The following is a 16,945-nucleotide window of genomic DNA, read 5'->3' as shown; positions in this document are numbered from 1 at the left end:
TCAAAGGAATTACCATGACCGATCTGGCCACCACCGTCACCGTCGACGCCGACACGGTCGCCGTCAACACGATCAGAACACTGGTCATCGACGCCGTGGCGGAGGCGAAGTCGGGCCATCCCGGCGCCGCGATGGCGCTGGCTCCGGTCGGATACACGCTGTGGAACCGGGCACTGACCTACGACGTCGACGATCCCCGCTGGATCAACCGCGACCGGTTCGTGCTGTCGGCGGGACACGCCTCGATGCTGCTCTACGCGCTGCTACACCTGGCCCGCGTCCGCTGCGCCGAACGCGACCGACTGACGATCGAACTCGACGACATCCGCCGCTTCCGTCAACTCGGGAGCCCGTGCGCGGGACACCCAGAATACGAACTGGCCGACGGAATCGAGTGCACGACAGGGCCGTTGGGAACGGGTGTCGCCACCAGTGTCGGCATGGCGATGGCAGGCAAATGGCAAGCGGCGCAGTTCAACCGGCCGGGCTTCGACGTGTTCGACTACCGCGTGTACGCCCTCGCGGGTGACGGCGACATGATGGAGGGCATCAGCCAGGAGGCGGCGTCGCTGGCCGGGCACCTCAAACTGGACAACCTCTGCTGGATCTACGACAGCAACGCGATCACGATCGAGGGCGAGACGTCGCTGGCGTTCACCGAAGACGTGGCAACCAGGTTCCGCTCCTACGGGTGGACCGTCACCTACGTCGCGGACGCCAACGACATCGGCGCGCTACAAAGGGCTTTCAGCCAATTCACGTCGCACACCGGATCTCCGATGCTCATCATCGTCCGCAGCATCATCGGCTACGGCGCACCCACCAAGCAGGGCACCGCGTCGGCACACAGTGAACCGCTGGGCGCCGACGAGGCGCGCGCCGCCAAACGCTTCTACCAGTGGCCGGCGGACGCCCACTTCCTCGTCCCCGACGCCGCCTATGAGCAGTTCGCGCTCGGCGTCGCCGCCAGAGGTACGAGGGCGCGCGCCGACTGGAACGCCATGCTGGCCCGATACCAGACCGCCCATCCCGACCTTGCCGACGGGCTCGCGTCGATGATCACCCGGACGCTGCCCGATGGCTGGGACGACGACCTGCCCGAGTTCACCCCCGCCGACGGCCCCATCGCCGGCCGAATCGCCAATCACCGAGTCCTCAACGCGGTCGCCACGGCGGTGCCGTGGCTGCTTGGCGGCGCGTCCGACCTGGCCCCGTCGACCAAGACGGCGCTCGACGGCGCCAGCGGACACTTCGGCCCCGCCGACTACGCCGGAAGGAATCTGCACTTCGGGGTGCGCGAGGCCGCCGCGGCCGCGGCCGCAAACGGGCTGGCGCTCAGCGGTTTACGACCCTTCCAAGCGGGCTTCCTCGTCTTCTCCGACTTCCAGCGTGGACCTCTGCGCCTCGGCGCCCTGATGGGCCAGCCGGTGATCCACGTCTACACCCACGACTCCATCGGCATGGGCGAGGACGGTCCCACGCACCAGCCCGTCGAACAGCTGGCCTCACTGCGCGCGATGCCCAACATGGTCGACCTGCGCCCCGCCGACGCCAACGAGATTCGCGAAGCGTGGCGGGTCATCATGTCCGTCGACGACAGGCCCGTCGCACTGGTGCTGTCCAAACAGGACGGTCCCGTCTTCGACAGGACGACCCTCGGGTCGGCAGCAGGCGTGGCCCGCGGCGCATACGTGTTGGCCGACCCGGCCGACGGTGCACGGCCCGCCGCGCTGATCATCGCCACCGGAAGTGAAGTGGCACTGGCGATGCAGGCCAGGGAGCTACTCGCCGCGTCTGGCATCGCCGTTCGCGTGGTCAGCATGCCGTCGTGGGCGCTGTTCGACGCCCAGGACCGGGACTACCGCGACGAGGTCCTGCCGCCGAGTCTCACCGCGCGAGTGTCCGTCGAGGCGGCCTCGGGGTTCGGCTGGGAACGCCACGTCGGGCCGCTGGGTCGAATCATCGCGGTCAATGGTTTCGGCGCGTCCGGCCCCGCCGCGGATCTGCACCGCCACTTCGGCTTCACGGCAGACGACGTCGCGAGTGCCGTTCGAGGGGTTCTGGCGCATCGGACGAAGGAGTAGCCGTGAGTGCCGGCTGCCTGGGTGACCTGGCGCCAAACGATGGACGCCGATTCGATGACCATTCCCCGTGGCGCGGGGACGCGCGACACTGCGACGTCGACTCACGTTCATCTGCGCGAGGTAGACCGGGTCCGTGACGAAGAAGACCGAAGGAGCGCTGCCATGACCACACCGGGCCGACGCGAGGACCCGTCGTCACGACGCATGATCGACCTGGCGACCGGCATCCTGATGGGACTCCGTGGATGCTCCGCGCGCGACGCCTTCGACGACCTCGTCAAGGCCGTACACCAGACCGGCATCGGCCCCGCCGCCTTGGCAACGGCGCTGGCGCATCTGGTCGGCGGCAAGGGCGACGGCGTTCCCCATCAGACCGAGGCAGCTCTGATTTGGGGTCACCTGCTGGCCGCTCGGGTCGCGTCAACCGTGTCGGCAGCGGTCGCCGAATGACGCGGCCGGCACCGACCGGTGGCGTCCGCTCGGCCTTCGAGCACGCGCTGATGTGCGCCATCACCGAGGGGCGCCTTCCTGGCCGAAGTTGCGCGTTGGGCGCGACCACCTGGGCTGCGATCGAGGCAATCGCGCGCAATCATCCCGAGGCCGCGACCGAGTTGATCAACGACGCCTACGACTCGTTCCAGACCGAGTACGGCGCTGTCGGCTGACGGCCTGCGCGAGCGCTGACCACGCTCTCAGCTACGTGCTTGCCAGCTCGGCTCGCACCCTGCGCTCCACCAGCAGCGGCACGAAGTCCCGTATCTTGCTGTCCTCGAATCGCGCCTGCGCGCTTCGCATGGCGGACTGAATGCGGTCAGTCGGAATGTCGACGTAAACGCTGTTCAACCGATCTTCCAGTTGCGTCAGCGCCACCTGTTCGCTCAAGTTGGCCACAATGCGAAATTGTGGGCCCGCGGTTACGCGGCGTCAACCGGTGGTTCACGCATGGGCCGCCGAGTCCCAGGTCGACGAGCAATCATTAGATTTTGATGAGACGATGGCCACATGTCGGACGACGCGGAGGCCCTCCAGGCTCGAACGCTCCTGAAGGAACTTCGCGAACAGGTCGAAAAGGTGTCTCGCCAGCTGGAGATCGTCGAGCGACGAAATCAGCGAAGGTCCGCTCGGGGAATCGCCCACATCCACCGTCAGCAGTCCGAACTGCGTCGGGAGCTCCGCGAGGCGCACCGACTCATGGACGGCCTGCACCGCCGGTATCCGGAGACACTCGGTTGCGGGGACCCACGGGGATCTGCCGCGCACGCGTAGACCCAGCCAGTCGCACACGTTGCCATTCCGCCCCACAACGCAGCCAGGCCCCCTCGAAAGGGGGCCTGGCTGGGTGTGGCAGGTACAGGATTCGAACCTGTGTAGGCGTTAGCCGACGGATTTACAGTCCGCTCCCATTGGCCGCTCGGGCAACCTGCCGGGATTCGCACCAATCCGGAACCCCGGTTTGGTGCGACTAGCAGGGTACAACGAGGATGGTCCCAACACGAAAACGCATCAACATAGGAGGGAGCAAGTCCATGGCGGATTCCAGCTTCGACGTCGTCAGCAAGGCCGATCGCCAAGAGGTCGACAACGCGCTCAACCAGGCTGCCAAGGAGTTGTCCACTCGATTCGACTTCCGCGGCACCGACACCACCATCGAATGGCAGGGCGAGGAGGGCATCATCCTCGTCTCCTCCACCGAGGAACGCGTGAAGGCCGCAGTCGACGTCTTCAAGGAAAAGCTGATCCGGCGCGACATCTCGATGAAGGCCTTCGACGCCGGCGACCCGCAGGCCTCCGGCAAGACCTACAAGGTCATCGGCAGCATCAAGCAGGGGATCGACAGCGAGAACGCCAAGAAGATCACCAAGCTCATCCGCGACGAGGGCCCCAAGGGCGTCAAGGCGCAGATCCAGGGCGAGGAGATCCGCGTCAGCTCCAAGAAGCGCGACGACCTGCAGGCCGTGCAGTCGCTGCTGCGGGGTGCCGACCTCGAGGTGGCGCTGCAGTTCGTCAACTACCGGTAGCGCCGAACGTGACGCCACGGTGAGAATGGCGCGGTTTCAGCGCAGTGGCGTCACGTTGGGCGACGGCCACCGGCCCTCACCGCACCCGTGAATGCAGCGAGCCCGGAGACGTTGGACGTCTCCGGGCTCGCTGTTGGTTCAGCGCCCGTTGGGCGAGGGTGAAGCCTATTCGGACTCGGGATCCGTTCCACCGTTCTGGATGGCGCGGACGAACTGGCCCGGGGCTGCGGCGAGAGCACCCGCGATGGTCTGCGGCGCCGTCGCGATCTGGTTGCCACCGGCGGCGAACTGGCTGGGGAGTCCCGCGACCCCGGCGACGAACTGACCCGGGACAGCAGGCAGACCACAGGCCTCGACGTTGCCCTCGTCATCTGCGGGGCAACCGACACCGGCGATCTGAGCCGTCGAGGCGACACCACCGACGAACTGACCGGGCGCCGCCGCGAGGCTGCCCACCGTGGTGGCAGGAGCGGATGCCACGTTCTGCGCGATGGTGCACGGGATGGAGGTGAACCCCTGCGCACAAGACGCCGACGCGGGCGCTGCCAAGGCAAAGCCGCCGGCGCTTGCGAAACCGATGAGGCCGGCGACGATGAGGGTGGATTTCACGGGTTCTCCTATGTATGAGCAACGGGCGCGTGTGCGATGCGCCATAGCATAACCCCCAGGGACCTTCTGTAGCGCGCCAAAATGCAAGTCCGTCATCAGGCCCCCTGGCAACCTCGATTGACCTGCCAATCAACGATCTTGACCGTGAAAGAAAAACGTTGCGTCGCCAAAGCATTCACTCGCCGAGGCCGTCGGCCATACCCTGATCGCCATGGCACCTGCGCAGCGCAAACCGAACGTCGTCGTCCTCGGTGGAGGCTCCTGGGGCACCACGGTGGCCTCGATCTGCGCCCGCCGTGGGCCGACTCTGCAGTGGGTTCGCTCGCAGCAAACCGCTGACGACATCAACGACAACCACCGCAACTCCCGCTATCTGGGCGATGAGGTCGAGCTCGCCGAGAGCCTTCGCGCCACCACCGACTTCGCCGAGGCCGCCAACTGCGCCGATGTCCTGGTGATGGGCGTGCCGTCGCACGGCTTCCGCGGCGTGCTGGAGGAGCTCGCCAAGGAATTGCGGCCGTGGGTGCCCGTCGTGTCCTTGGTCAAGGGCCTCGAGCAGGGCACCAACATGCGGATGAGCGAGATCGTCAACGAGGTGCTGCCCGGTCACCCGGCCGGAATCCTCGCGGGTCCCAACATCGCCCGCGAAGTGGCCGAGGGCTACGCCGCAGCGGCGGTGCTCGCCATGCCAGACCAGCTGCTGGCCGCCAACCTCGGAAACCTGTTCCGCACCCAGCGTTTCCGCACCTACACCACCGATGACGTGGTGGGCGTCGAGATGGCCGGAGCGCTCAAGAACGTCTACGCGATCGCCGTCGGCATGGGCTACTCACTGGGCATCGGCGAGAACACCCGCGCGATGGTGATGGCGCGCGCCGTGCGGGAGATGTCCAAGCTCGGCGAGGCCATGGGCGGTCACCGCGACACGTTCGCCGGGCTGGCAGGCATGGGCGACCTGATCGTCACCTGCACCAGCCAGCGCAGCCGCAATCGCCACGTCGGCGAACAATTGGGTTCCGGCAAGTCGATCGACGAGATCATCGCGTCCATGAATCAGGTCGCCGAAGGCGTGAAGGCCGCCAGCGTCATCATGGAATTCGCCGACAAGCACGGCCTGAACATGCCGATCGCCCGCGAGGTCGACCGCGTCATCAACCACGGGTCGACGGTCGAGGACGCCTACCGCGGCCTCGCGGCCGAGAAGCCCGGCCACGAGGTGCACGGCTCGGGCTTCTAGCGGCCCGTCAGTTGGCGTACGGGTTCGACGGCTGCGGCCGGTCGATCAGCGGGTTGTTCGGGTCGACGGCAAAGCTGCCCGCCGGGCTGATGACGAAGCCGCCACCGTCGTAGTTGTTGGTGCACGTCGTGGTCGTCCCGTCGGTGCCGCACGTGACGTTGCGGAAGCTGATCTTCGTCCCGGGCTCTAGGCGCTTGGGCAAGGTTTCGAACACGTACAGCGGACGATCGGCGTTCGAGAACCCCGCCGGGCCGACCTGCTGACCGGTGACCACGTTGGCGCCGTTCGGCGCGGCCGGGATGGGGCCGCTGCAGCCGTAGTTGCCGGAGTTGCGGTTGATGATGCAGGCGATGTCGCCCGGCACGGCGAAGCCGTACATCGACCCGTCCTGCAGCAGGAACTCCGACGGCTTGACCGACGCGAAGCCCATGACGTTGGGCGCGGGGGGCGAAGGCGGCGGCCCTGGTTCCGGATCGGCGGCGGCCACTCCCGGCACGCCGATCACGGCTGCCCCCGCAGCGACCAGGCCGATCAGAAGTCTGCTTAGCACGCGATCAGCGTAGAGCAGGCGTCCCTCGGGTGCGGGCTTACCAAACGGAGTAGTCGTCACACCGGGGTCATCGGTCGACGCCGACGAAACGTTAACCGTGGCGTCAGTACTGCCCGGGGCCCCGGCCGGCCATCTGCTCGAGGCGCGCGATGCGCTCCTCCATCGGCGGGTGCGTGGAGAACAGCTTGCCGATCTTCTCGCCGGCCCGGAACGGGTTGGCGATCATCAGGTGCGCCTGGTCGGCCAGCTGCGTCTCGGGGGGCAACGGCGCCAACTCGACACCCCTACTGATCTTGCGCAGCGCACTGGCCAACGCCAGCGGGTCACCGGTCAGCTCGGCTCCGGACTGGTCGGCCTGGAACTCCCGCGACCGCGACACCGCCATCTTGATGACGGTCGCCGCGATGGGACCGAGCAGTGAAACCAGCAGGATCGCAAAGGGATTGGTGCCGCCTTCGCGGTTCCCGCCGAACATGCTCGCGAAGAAGGCCAGGTTCGCCAGCGCCGTGATGACCGACGCCATTGCGCCCGCCACGCAGGAGATCAGGATGTCGCGGTTGTAGACGTGCGACAGCTCATGACCGAGCACGGCCCGCAGCTCGCGCTCCTCGAGGATGTCCAGGATGCCGGTGGTGCAGCAGACCGCCGCGTTGCGGGGATTGCGACCCGTCGCGAAGGCGTTGGGCGCGGCGGTGTCGCTGACGTACAGCCGCGGCATCGGCTGGTGCGCCGTCGTCGCCAACTCGCGGACGATGCGGTACATCGCGGGAGCCTGCATTTCGTTGACCGGCTGGGCGTGCATCGCCTTCAGCGCCAACTTGTCACTGTTGAAGTAGACCCACACGTTCATGCCGACCGCGAACAGCACGGCGAGGAACATGATGGATCTGCCGAACAGCGCGCCCACGAACACGATCAGCCCGGAGAAGACGGCGAGCAACAAGAACGTCTTGAACCGGTTCGCGTGCGGATGCCAAGTCATTGGCCCTCCTACTCAAACCACCGACTACTCAAACCTTGGGAGTCGTTCGCTGAACCAACGCACGGGGGCCGGTGTCTGGTTCCAATCAGCCGTGTCGGTTGATCGTGTAGTCGACCAGGTTGGCCAGCGCCAGCCGGCCAGGCACGTCGGGGAGTTTGGCCAGCTCGTCGCGGGCTTGCGCGGCGTAGTCGGCGACGGTTTCCTTCGCTCGCACGATTCCTCGTGACGAACGCAACAGCGCCAACGCCTCGGCCACGTCCGCGTCGTCCTCCACGGGACCCTTGAGCAGGTGACGAAGGCGGTCGGCGTCCGGCCCGCTCTCTTGCAACGCGAACAGCACGGGCAGGGTGTGCACGCCTTCCCGAAGATCGGTGCCGGGCAGCTTGCCCGACTCGTCGGGATCGCTGTCGATGTCGATGATGTCGTCGGAGATCTGGAAGGCCGTGCCGACGATGCCGCCGAGCCTGCCGAGCCGCTGGATCTGCTCGTCGTCGGCTCCGGAGAACGTCGCACCGAACGTGCCGGACGCCGCGATCAGGCAGGCCGTCTTTTCGTACACGACCTTGAGGTAGTGCTCGACGGAGTCCGCGCCCTCGACCACTCCGCGCGTCTCGCGCATCTGGCCGGTGACCAGTTGCGCGAACGTGTCGGCGATGACGAGGACGGCGTCGGGACCGAGTTGGGCGACGAGGCGCGAGGCCGTCGCGAAGAGATAGTCACCGGCCAGGATCGCGATGTTGTTGCCCCACCTCGCGTTCGCGCTGTCGGCACCGCGGCGCACCTGCGCCTCGTCCATCACGTCGTCGTGGTAGAGCGTCGCGAGGTGCACCGCCTCGATGACGGCACCGGCAACGGTGACCTGCCACGCGTCGGGCTCGGGACCCAGTTGTGCCGAGAGCACGGTGAACAGCGGACGGAACCGCTTGCCGCCGGCTTGGAAGAGGTGCTGAACGGCCTCGGCCATGAGCTCGTCGGCCTTGCCCAGCTCGGTGGCCATGAGTTCTTCGATGCGCGCCACCCCGTCGCGAACACTCGCCGCGAAGATTGCGTCCCCGAACTCCACGCCGGCGACCACGGTCGCTGGTGTCTTCATTGCTACAACATACTGGGAGGTGTGGACCTCAAACATGACGTGGTGGTGATTGGCGCTGGACCTGCCGGTTCTGCAGCCGCCGCGTGGGCAGTCCGCAGCGGCCGCGACGTGCTGGTGATCGACGGTCAACACTTCCCACGGGACAAGGCGTGCGGCGACGGCCTCACCCCTCGCGCGATCGCCGAACTCGAGTTGCTCGGTCTCGGTCCCTGGCTGGGCGGCAGGGTTCGCCATCGCGGGCTGCGGATGTCGGGCTTCGGCGCAGACGTGGAGATCGAGTGGCCGGGCCCGTCGTTCCCGCCCACCAGCAGTGCCGTCCCACGGACCGAGCTCGACGAGCGCATCCGTCAGGTCGCGGTCGACGACGGGGCGCAGATGCTGCTCGGAGCCAAAGCCATTGGGGTGGAACATGACTCAGCTGGCCGAGCAACGTCGGTGACTCTCGAGGACGGCACCGCGGTCGGGTGCCGAGAGCTGATCGTCGCCGACGGTGTCCGCTCGACGCTGGGCCGCGTGCTCGGCCGCGAATGGCACAAGGAGACCGTCTACGGCGTCGCGATCCGCGGCTACGTCGCGAGCCCACGCACCAACGAACCGTGGATCACCTCGCACCTCGAACTCCGCTCCCCCGCCGGCGAGGTCCTACCCGGGTACGGCTGGATCTTCCCCCTCGGGGACGGCGAGGTGAACATCGGCGTCGGCGCCCTTGCCTCGGCGAAGCGGCCCGCCGACGCCGCCCTGCGTCCGCTCCTCTCGCACTACACGAACCTGCGGCGTGACGAGTGGGGCTTCTCTGCCGAACCGCGGGCGGCACTGTCGGCGCTGTTGCCGATGGGCGGCGCGGTCTCCGGTGTCGCCGGGCCAAACTGGATGCTGATCGGAGACGCCGCGGCGTGCGTCAACCCCCTCAACGGCGAGGGCATCGACTACGGACTGGAGACCGGCCGACTAGCCGCCGAGATGCTCGGCACCGGCGATCTGACGCAGGCGTGGCCCGCCGAACTGCACCGGCACTACGCCCACGGATTCTCGGTCGCGCGCCGGCTCGCTCTGTTGCTGACGATTCCCCGCTTCCTGCCGACCGTCGGCCCGGTCGCGATGCGCTCGTCGTTCCTCATGGGGGTCGCCGTCCGCGTCATGGGCAATCTGGTGACCGACGACGACGCGGATTGGGTTGCCAGGGCATGGCGCACGGCCGGGGCTGGATCGCGCCTGATCGACGACCGGAAGCCGTTCAACTGAGCAGAGTGCAACGTGTTTGCCAAAGTTGCCGCTGCGGGTTTGTACCGCTTACGTGTTAAATCTACGGTGACGTAAGCAATAATCGGTTTGCCGTTTGCCCAAAGCGGCTACAGGCGACCAGGGGCGAATTCCGACGACGGGGGGCCCAATAGGTGGTGCGCTTACGGACGGCCGAGACGCGTGCGGTGACTGCATTTCTGGAGTCCACGGCGACACGACCGTCGGCGCTCGTCATCGGCGGCGAAGCAGGCATCGGCAAGACCACGCTGTGGCTCGGTGCGCTGGAACAGGCCAGGGACAACGGTTTTCAGGTGTTGTCGGCCCGCGGTGGCCAAGCCGAGTCCGGGCTGACCTACGCGGTACTCGCCGACCTGCTCGAGCCCGTCAGCGCCGCGGTGCTCGACACGCTGCCCCATCTACAACGGGTGGCAATCGACCGCGTGCTGCTCGAAGGTGACGGAACCGGTCCGGTCACCGACGAACGGGTGGTCGCCTCGGCGTTCCTGACGCTGCTGGACCGGCTCGCCGCCGACGCGCCCGTCATCGTGGCACTCGACGACGTGCAGTGGCTCGACTCCTCGAGCCAGGCGGTCGTCGCGTTCGCCAGCCGTCGGCTCAAGGGCGCCGTCGGGGTGCTCGCCACGGAACGAACAGGGGACGACGGACTGCACGGCACCGACTGGCTCAAGCTCAGCCGGCTCGACGGCGTAGAGCGAATCTTGGTGGGGCCGTTGAGTGTTAGCGGTCTGCGACAAGTCATATCCAGCAAGCTGGGCCGCTCGTTCTCCCGGCCGACGATCGGCCGAATCAGTGAGCTCTCCGGAGGCAACCCGTTCTATGCGCTCGAGCTGGCGCGGGCGATCGACGGGCAGTCGAGCCTGGCCGACGCGGCGCTTCCTGGGTCGTTGGCCGACCTGGTCCGCTCCCGACTCGACCAGTTCGGCGAGAACACCCAGACCGTCCTGCTGGCCGCGGCCAGCGTCGGCACGCCGACGGTCGACCTGCTGGCCGACGTCACCGAACAGACCCCGCAACGCGTCGTCGAACTCCTCGAAGTACCCGAGACCGACGGCATCGTGCACATCGCGGGCAACCGGGTGAGGTTCGCCCATCCGCTACTCGCCCGCGGCGTCTACAGCGTGGTGGGACCCGCCCGCCGCCGCCAGATGCACCGCGCCCTGGCCGGGATCGTCGAACAACCGGAGATGCGCGCACGCCACCTGGCGCTTGCCGCCTCCAGCGCGGATCCCGCGACCCTGCTGGCCCTCGACACCGCGGCAGACTCCGCCCGCGTGCGAGGAGCCCCGGCGGCCGCCGCCGAACTCTTGGACCTCGCCATCAACCTCGGCGGCGACACCCCCGACCGTCGGATCCGCTGCGCCGACCACCACTTCCGCGCCGGAGAGGCTCAACGTGCAGGCGAGCTGCTGGTGCCGACGGTCGACCAACTTCCGCCGGGGTCGCTTCGGGCCTTTGCGCTGAATCTGCTTGCCGCCATTCGCATTTACAGCGACAGCCTGGTCGAGGCCATCGAGTTGCTCGACCGAGCGTGCAACGACGCCGAAGAGGACCTCGCTCTGACCGTGCGAATCCTGCTGCTGTCGTCGTTTGCGCTGATGTACTCCGGACAGCTGAACGCAGCCGTCGCACGCACCGACGAGGCGTTGGAACGAGCCCGGAATCTCTCGCTGCCCGAGCTGACCAGCCAAGTGCTCGCGATGTCGGTTCTGACCAAGTGCACGCGCGGCGACGGCATCGACGAACCCAGCTTGCAACGCGCCCTCGAACTGGAGGACCTCGACGCGGACGTCCCCATGCAGTTCCGGGCCTGCGCGGTCAGGGCGATCACGCACGCGTGGACGGGTGAACTCGAGGCGGCGAGAGCCGAGTCGGCCGCCGTGCGGCAGCTCTGCCTGGCCCGCGGCGCCGAGAGCGACGTGATGATGTTCGACGCCCACACCGCGCTCGCCGACGTGTGGCGCGGCGACTTCGCCGCCGCGGAGGTGCTCGCCGAGGAAGCCATCGAGCGCGCGGAACACATTGATACGCAAAACCTTCGAGGGGTGGCACTCGCGATCCGCGCCACCGTCCTCGCCCACCGGGGGCTGGAAGCCGACGCCCGCAACGACGCCAACGCGGCGCTTGCGATCGCCAGGGAAACCGGCACGCCGCAGCTCGCGATCCGCGCCCTGACGGTTCTTGGCTTCGTCGAACTGTCCGTGGGCAACCACGCCGAGGCACGGGCCACGCTGCAGCCGCTGATCGACGCCTTCGGGGTGCTGCCCGGCGGTGAGATGCGCAACGTCGACTACGTGCCGTATGCGATCGAGGCGCTCATCGCCACCGGCCGCGCCGACGACGCCGAGCCGATGATCGAACAGCTGGAGAACGACGGTCGCCGACTGGACCGGCCGTGGCTGCTGGCGACCGGCGCCAGGGGGCGGGCGATGTGGTTGGCCGCCAAGGGCGAACTCGACGAGGCCGCGCGTGCCCTCGCCGACGCGCTCGCGCAGCACGATCGGCTGCCGATGCCGTTCGAACGGGCCCGCACCTTGTTGGTGCTCGGCCAGGTGCAGCGTCGGCAACGGTTGAAGCAGGCGGCCGCCGACACCTTCGCCGAGGCGCTACGGGAGTTCGAGCGGATCGGCGCGGCGCTGTGGGCGGCCCGAGCCCGCGACGAACTCGGCCGGACCAAGGTCGCTGCCCCACAGAAGCCCACGCTCACCGCGTCCGAACAGCGGATCGCCGAGCTGGCCACCTCCGGTATGACGAACCGCGACGTCGCGGCGACGCTCTACGTCAGCCTCAAGACCGTCGAGGCGAACCTGACTCAGATCTACCGCAAGCTCGGTATTCGGTCGCGCGCCCAACTCGCGGCGATGCTGGCCTCAGGTGAGCTCTAACCGTCAGGGCTTGGTGGCAGCGTGCAGGGCCACGATGCCGCCGGTGAGGTTGCGCCACCGCACTGCCGACCAACCGGCGTCGGCGATCCGTCGCGCCAACGCCGCCTGATCCGGCCAGGCCCGGATCGACTCCGCGAGATAGACGTAGGCGTCGGGATTGCTCGACACCGCGCGAGCCGCCGACGGCAGCGCCCGCATCAGGTACTCCTTGTACGCCGTGCCGAACAACGGGTTCGTCGGCGTGGAGAACTCGCACACGACCAACCGGCCGCCGGGGCGGGTCACCCGCGCCATCTCGCGAAGCCCCTCGACGTGGTCGACGATGTTGCGCAGCCCGAAGCTGATGGTCACCGCGTCGAAGACGCCGTCGGCGAACGGCAGCTTCGTCGCGTCGCCGGCCACCTTGGGCACCTGGCGATCCGCGCCGGCGGCGAGCATGCCCACCGAGAAGTCCGCCGCCACGCACCACGCCCCGGACTGACCGAGCTCGACGGTCGACACGGCCGTCCCTGCCGCGAGGTCGAGGACCGCGTCGCCGGGGCCGATGTCCAGCGCGGCCCGCGTCGCACGCCGCCAGTAGCGGTCCTGCCCCAGCGACAGCACCGTGTTGGTGATGTCGTAGCGACGGGCGACGCCGTCGAACATCGACGCCACTTCCTGGGGGTTCTTCTCCAACGTCGCGCGGCTCACGCCACCGACGCTACCTGTGAATGTGCGTGTCCCGGGAATGGGTAACCGGATGAAACGTTGGTACGAGTCGAGACCCCGGGCGAGGAGACGCAAAGGGCCCTCGATCGCGCAGATTCAGGGCCGTATACGTCTGCTCGCGGAGAAAAGGAGAGAAGGCATGGCCGAGAAGGTGTGGTTCATCACCGGTACGTCGCGAGGCTTCGGCCGGGAGTGGGCGATCGCCGCCCTCGAGCGAGGTGACAAGGTCGCCGCGACCGCCCGCGACACCTCGACGCTCGACGACCTGACCGAGAAGTACGGCGACGCACTGCTGCCCATCGCGTTGGACGTGACCGACCGCTCCGCCGACTTCGCCGCCGTGCAACGGGCCCACGAACACTTCGGGCGCCTCGACGTCGTCGTGAACAACGCGGGCTACGGCCAGTTCGGCTTCATCGAGGAGCTCTCCGAGGCCGAGGCGCGCGACCAGATCGAAACCAACGTGTTCGGTGCGCTGTGGGTCACCCAGGCCGCCCTGCCGTTCCTGCGGGCGCAGCGCAGCGGCCACGTCATTCAGGTGTCCTCGATCGGCGGCATCACCGCGTTCCAGAACGTCGGCATGTACCACGCCTCCAAGTGGGCGCTGGAGGGCTTCTCGCAGTCCCTGGCGCAGGAGGTCGAGCCGTTCGGCGTCCACGTGACGCTCGTCGAGCCGGGCGGCTTCTCCACCGACTGGGCGGGATCGTCGGCCAAGCACGCCGAGGAGATCGCCGACTACGCCGAGGTACACGAGGCCGCCAGGAAGGCCCGCGCGCAGCGGACCTCGGCGTCCGGTGACCCGAAGGCGTCGGCCGCGGCGATCCTGAAGGTCGTCGACGCCGAGAAGCCGCCGTTGCGAGTCTTCTTCGGCAGCTTGCCGATTCAGCTGGCCAAGGCCGACTACGAGAGCCGCATCAAGACGTGGGAGGAATGGCAGCCGGTCGCCGAACTCGCGCAGGGGTGAGCTATACCAAATCCTTGCCGGGTTCGGCAGGCATCCGCTCGCGCAGGCTGTCGTAGATCGGCGGCGACCCCAGCAGCTCGGCCGCCAGCACGGCTGCGGCGGTCGCCGCCAGCATCGGCACCAGCACCGACGTCGTGGCCGTCATCTCCACGACGAGCACGATCCCCGTCACCGGTGCCCGGACCGTGGCGGCGAAGAACGCCGACATCCCGACGATCGCCATCGGAACCGCCAGAGACGCATGGCTTCCCGGCCAGACGGCGTCGAAGCAGCCGGAGAACAGCACGCCCCACAGCGTTCCGACGGCCAGCAGCGGCGCGAACAACCCTCCGGGGACGGCCGCGGCGTAGGACAGCGGACCGGCAAGGAACCGCAACGCCAGGAAGCCGACGATGACGGAGAGCTCCAGACTCCGTCCGCCGAGGATCGACTGGGTCAGGTCGTCACCGCCGCCCGTGGCCAACGGTTGCACGAACATCAGCAGGCCGATCACCGCCCCGATGACGGCGGCCTTCGCGACCGTCGGTATCCGGGGCACCAGCCTCACGTGGTCGACGAAGCCCAACACCAGTCGGTTGTAGAAGACACCGAGACACCCCGTTGCCAAGCCGAAGACGACGAAGAGCGGCAACCACCCCAGGCCCGGCGAATTCACCTCGGGGACGGCGAAGTCGGGGTGATCGCCGACGACGAGCCGTGCACAGCCGACACCGGTGGCGGCTGCGAAGGCCGTCGCGAGGACGGTCTGCAGCCGGAAGCCCTTCGTCACCTCCTCGAGGGTGAAGAGGACGCCGCCGATCGGAGCGTTGAAGGCCACGGCCAGGCCGGCGCCACCCACCGCCGTCTGCAACATCCGGACCGTCGCGTCCCCGATGCGGGCACACCGTGCGACGGCGGCGCCGATCGCGGCGCCCATGTGCACGGTCGGTCCCTCCCGGCCGAGGACCAGACCCGAGCCGATCGCCAACACCCCGCCGACGAACTTGGCGGGAAGCAACCGCAACTCCGGCTGTGCGGCGTCGCCGCGGTACACCGCCTCGACGTGCGGGATGCCGCTGCCCGAGGCCAATGGCTGCCACCGCACCACCAACGCGGCGAGGGCGGCACCGACGGCGGTGGTGATGATCGGGACGAGCCAGCCCGGCCCGGCCAGCCGATGTGCCCAGTCGGACAGATCGATTCGCAGGGCGTCGGCACGCTCCAGACACCAGCGGAACGCGCCACCGACGAATCCGATGAAGGCACCCGCCACGATGGCGACCGCACAGACGACCACCGACCCCTGCACGCCGTCGTGGGCCGGCGTCGAGCCTGGACTGGACGTCGTCATCGGTATCCCACCTGTCGGCGGCCCGCGTGGTGGACGGGCCCGGTGCGGATACGCAAGCAGTTCCGGGAGCCGATCGTCAAGCGGAGGTCGGCGTCTGTCAGGCCGCCTTGGCGCCGCGCCGGCCGAGCACCTCCTCGTAGTGGCCGAGGAGCTGATCGCAGACCGCGGGCCAGGTGCGAGTCAATACGCTGCGCCTGGCCGCGATCGAATAGCGCTGCCGCTCGGAGAGGAGATGGTCGACGGCACCGGACAGCCGGTCGGAGAATTCGTCGACCCCCAACAGCAGCCCGGTGTGCATCGGCGTCACCAAGTCACGCGGGCCGCCGGCATCGGGGGCGACGACGGGGACGCCCGACGCCATCGCCTCCTGGACGGCCTGGCAGAACGTCTCGTGCTCGCCGGCGTGAACGAATACGTCCATGCTGGCGTACGCGGTGGCCAACTCCCGACCGTAGAGCGCACCGGTGAAAAGCGCTGACGGCATGAGCGTTTCGAGCTTTCCCCGGTCGACGCCGTCACCGACGACGACCAGCTGAAGGTCGTCACGTCTGGCCAAGACCGCGAGCCGCTCGACGTGCTTCTCCGGTGCCAACCGTCCGACGAAGCCGACGATCGGCTTGCCTGCGGGCGACCACGCCGACCGCAGCGCATCGTCGCGTGCCGACGGCGCGAAGCCCGTGACGTCGACCCCTCGACCCCAATGGTGCACGCGCGGAACGTGATGCGCGACGAGGTTCTCGATCGCCGACGTGGACGGTGCGAGCGTCCGGTCGGCCTTGCCGTGGAGGTGACGGGTCCACGCCCACGCCGCCCGTGACATCACCCCAGCGCCGTAGCTCTGGGCGAAACCCGCGACGTCCGTTTGGAACACGGCCACCGTCGGCACGTCCAAGTGCCGGGCAGCCAACAGTCCGCCGTATCCGAGCAACGCAGGCGATGCCAGATGGACCACGTCCGGTTGGAAACCGCGCAGCACGCCGACCATCCGCGGCCGCGGCACCCCAAGGGGTAACGAGGTGACCTTGGGGAACATCTTCGACGGCACCCGGTGGATGCGAACGCCGTCGTGGACCCGGTCGGCGGGCGGCTGACCGTGCGGGGTGTCCGGAGCGATGACGAGCGCCTCGTGGCCCGTCCTGCGGAGATGCTCGATCACCCGGAGTACCGAGTTGCTGACTCCGTTGACATTCGGGAGGAAGGACTCCGCGACGATTGCAACGCGCAC

At 68.2% G+C, this 16,945-nt stretch carries 17 protein-coding genes and 1 tRNA gene; 9 read left to right on the top strand and 9 right to left on the bottom strand.

Annotated elements, in window-relative coordinates; all coding sequences use genetic code 11:
* Window positions 1-14: 14 nt before the first annotated feature.
* The 3 genes from tkt (at window position 15) to B1790_RS11760 (ending at window position 2,749) form a co-directional block, all read left to right on the top strand.
* Entirely contained in the window at window positions 15-2,084 is a 2,070-nt protein-coding gene (gene tkt / locus B1790_RS11770; RefSeq protein WP_079923393.1) for a transketolase, read from the top strand.
* A gap of 162 nt (window positions 2,085-2,246) precedes the next feature.
* Entirely contained in the window at window positions 2,247-2,534 is a 288-nt protein-coding gene (locus B1790_RS11765; protein ID WP_079923428.1) for an ANTAR domain-containing protein, read from the top strand.
* Window positions 2,531-2,749, top strand: a complete 219-nt coding sequence (locus B1790_RS11760; protein ID WP_079923392.1) for a hypothetical protein — start codon at window positions 2,531-2,533, stop codon at window positions 2,747-2,749. The genes B1790_RS11765 and B1790_RS11760 overlap by 4 nt, the downstream gene beginning before the upstream one ends.
* Before the next feature lie 31 nt (window positions 2,750-2,780).
* Here the strand turns inward: B1790_RS11760 and B1790_RS11755 are convergent, their stop codons facing one another.
* Window positions 2,781-2,966: a three-helix bundle dimerization domain-containing protein gene (locus tag B1790_RS11755; protein WP_233165069.1), complete on the bottom strand. Its 186-nt coding sequence runs from the start codon at window positions 2,964-2,966 to the stop codon at window positions 2,781-2,783.
* A 120-nt stretch (window positions 2,967-3,086) separates the two neighbouring features.
* Here B1790_RS11755 and B1790_RS34270 point away from each other — a divergent pair, with 120 nt between their 5' ends.
* On the top strand, window positions 3,087-3,350 hold the full coding sequence (locus B1790_RS34270; RefSeq protein WP_142271255.1) for a hypothetical protein: 264 nt from the start codon (window positions 3,087-3,089) through the stop codon (window positions 3,348-3,350).
* A gap of 76 nt (window positions 3,351-3,426) precedes the next feature.
* Here the strand turns inward: B1790_RS34270 and B1790_RS11745 are convergent.
* A tRNA-Tyr gene (locus B1790_RS11745) sits at window positions 3,427-3,509 on the bottom strand.
* Between the two features lie 101 nt (window positions 3,510-3,610).
* Between B1790_RS11745 and B1790_RS11740 the strand changes: the two genes are divergently transcribed.
* On the top strand, window positions 3,611-4,102 hold the full coding sequence (locus B1790_RS11740; protein ID WP_079923389.1) for a YajQ family cyclic di-GMP-binding protein: 492 nt from the start codon (window positions 3,611-3,613) through the stop codon (window positions 4,100-4,102).
* A gap of 165 nt (window positions 4,103-4,267) precedes the next feature.
* Here B1790_RS11740 and B1790_RS11735 read toward each other — a convergent pair whose 3' ends face one another.
* Entirely contained in the window at window positions 4,268-4,711 is a 444-nt protein-coding gene (locus tag B1790_RS11735; RefSeq protein ID WP_079923388.1) for a hypothetical protein, read from the bottom strand.
* A gap of 211 nt (window positions 4,712-4,922) precedes the next feature.
* On the opposite strand from B1790_RS11735, the gene B1790_RS11730 reads away from it, so the two are divergent.
* A complete protein-coding gene (locus B1790_RS11730) occupies window positions 4,923-5,948 on the top strand; it encodes an NAD(P)H-dependent glycerol-3-phosphate dehydrogenase (RefSeq protein WP_079923387.1) in 1,026 nt (341 codons plus the stop codon).
* A 7-nt stretch (window positions 5,949-5,955) separates the two neighbouring features.
* Here B1790_RS11730 and B1790_RS11725 read toward each other — a convergent pair whose 3' ends face one another.
* From B1790_RS11725 to grcC1, 3 genes are all read right to left on the bottom strand, one after another.
* Window positions 5,956-6,498 carry a hypothetical protein gene (locus B1790_RS11725; RefSeq protein ID WP_079923427.1) on the bottom strand — a complete coding sequence of 181 codons (543 nt, stop codon included), beginning with the start codon at window positions 6,496-6,498 and terminating at the stop codon, window positions 5,956-5,958.
* Window positions 6,499-6,601: 103 nt separating this feature from the next.
* Window positions 6,602-7,480 carry a zinc metalloprotease HtpX gene (htpX, locus tag B1790_RS11720; RefSeq protein ID WP_079923386.1) on the bottom strand — a complete coding sequence of 293 codons (879 nt, stop codon included), beginning with the start codon at window positions 7,478-7,480 and terminating at the stop codon, window positions 6,602-6,604.
* Between the two features lie 85 nt (window positions 7,481-7,565).
* Window positions 7,566-8,573, bottom strand: coding sequence for a nonaprenyl/(2E,6E)-farnesyl/geranylgeranyl diphosphat synthase (grcC1, locus tag B1790_RS11715; protein WP_198951982.1), 1,008 nt, complete (start codon window positions 8,571-8,573; stop codon window positions 7,566-7,568).
* Window positions 8,574-8,594: 21 nt separating this feature from the next.
* Here grcC1 and menJ point away from each other — a divergent pair, with 21 nt between their 5' ends.
* Window positions 8,595-9,815 (top strand): menaquinone reductase, encoded by a 1,221-nt coding sequence (gene menJ / locus B1790_RS11710; RefSeq protein WP_079923385.1) that lies wholly within the window; start codon window positions 8,595-8,597, stop codon window positions 9,813-9,815.
* Window positions 9,816-9,967: 152 nt separating this feature from the next.
* The gene (locus tag B1790_RS11705) at window positions 9,968-12,718 is read left to right on the top strand and encodes a LuxR family transcriptional regulator (RefSeq protein WP_079923384.1); all 2,751 of its coding nucleotides are present in this window, start codon (window positions 9,968-9,970) and stop codon (window positions 12,716-12,718) included.
* Window positions 12,719-12,721: 3 nt separating this feature from the next.
* Here the strand turns inward: B1790_RS11705 and B1790_RS11700 are convergent, their stop codons facing one another.
* Window positions 12,722-13,408, bottom strand: coding sequence for a demethylmenaquinone methyltransferase (locus tag B1790_RS11700; RefSeq protein WP_079923383.1), 687 nt, complete (start codon window positions 13,406-13,408; stop codon window positions 12,722-12,724).
* 157 nt (window positions 13,409-13,565) lie between these two features.
* Between B1790_RS11700 and B1790_RS11695 the strand changes: the two genes are divergently transcribed.
* Window positions 13,566-14,390: an SDR family oxidoreductase gene (locus B1790_RS11695; RefSeq protein WP_079923382.1), complete on the top strand. Its 825-nt coding sequence runs from the start codon at window positions 13,566-13,568 to the stop codon at window positions 14,388-14,390.
* Between the two features lies 1 nt (window position 14,391).
* Here the strand turns inward: B1790_RS11695 and B1790_RS11690 are convergent, their stop codons facing one another.
* The gene (locus B1790_RS11690) at window positions 14,392-15,720 is read right to left on the bottom strand and encodes a ClC family H(+)/Cl(-) exchange transporter (protein WP_079923381.1); all 1,329 of its coding nucleotides are present in this window, start codon (window positions 15,718-15,720) and stop codon (window positions 14,392-14,394) included.
* A 97-nt stretch (window positions 15,721-15,817) separates the two neighbouring features.
* The gene (locus tag B1790_RS11685; protein ID WP_079923380.1) at window positions 15,818-16,945 is read right to left on the bottom strand and encodes a glycosyltransferase family 1 protein; all 1,128 of its coding nucleotides are present in this window, start codon (window positions 16,943-16,945) and stop codon (window positions 15,818-15,820) included.

The organism is Mycobacterium sp. AT1 (assembly GCF_002043095.1).
Classification (GTDB): Bacteria; Actinomycetota; Actinomycetes; order Mycobacteriales; family Mycobacteriaceae; genus Mycobacterium.
Note: the sequence above shows the minus strand (reverse complement) of the source record. Positions and strands in the feature narration are given on the sequence as shown.

Bases quoted from the DNA above. Each gene is read 5' to 3' on its own strand.
- B1790_RS11765 (WP_079923428.1), top strand. From the start codon at position 2,247: ATGACCACACCGGGCCGACGCGAGGACCCGTCGTCACGACGCATGATC.
- B1790_RS11740 (WP_079923389.1), top strand. From the start codon at position 3,611: ATGGCGGATTCCAGCTTCGACGTCGTCAGCAAGGCCGATCGCCAAGAG.
- B1790_RS11695 (WP_079923382.1), top strand. From the start codon at position 13,566: ATGGCCGAGAAGGTGTGGTTCATCACCGGTACGTCGCGAGGCTTCGGC.
- B1790_RS11760 (WP_079923392.1), top strand. From the start codon at position 2,531: ATGACGCGGCCGGCACCGACCGGTGGCGTCCGCTCGGCCTTCGAGCAC.
- grcC1 (WP_198951982.1), bottom strand. From the start codon at position 8,573: ATGAAGACACCAGCGACCGTGGTCGCCGGCGTGGAGTTCGGGGACGCA.
- B1790_RS11690 (WP_079923381.1), bottom strand. From the start codon at position 15,720: ATGACGACGTCCAGTCCAGGCTCGACGCCGGCCCACGACGGCGTGCAG.
- B1790_RS34270 (WP_142271255.1), top strand. From the start codon at position 3,087: ATGTCGGACGACGCGGAGGCCCTCCAGGCTCGAACGCTCCTGAAGGAA.
- B1790_RS11730 (WP_079923387.1), top strand. From the start codon at position 4,923: ATGGCACCTGCGCAGCGCAAACCGAACGTCGTCGTCCTCGGTGGAGGC.
- htpX (WP_079923386.1), bottom strand. From the start codon at position 7,480: ATGACTTGGCATCCGCACGCGAACCGGTTCAAGACGTTCTTGTTGCTC.
- tkt (WP_079923393.1), top strand. From the start codon at position 15: ATGACCGATCTGGCCACCACCGTCACCGTCGACGCCGACACGGTCGCC.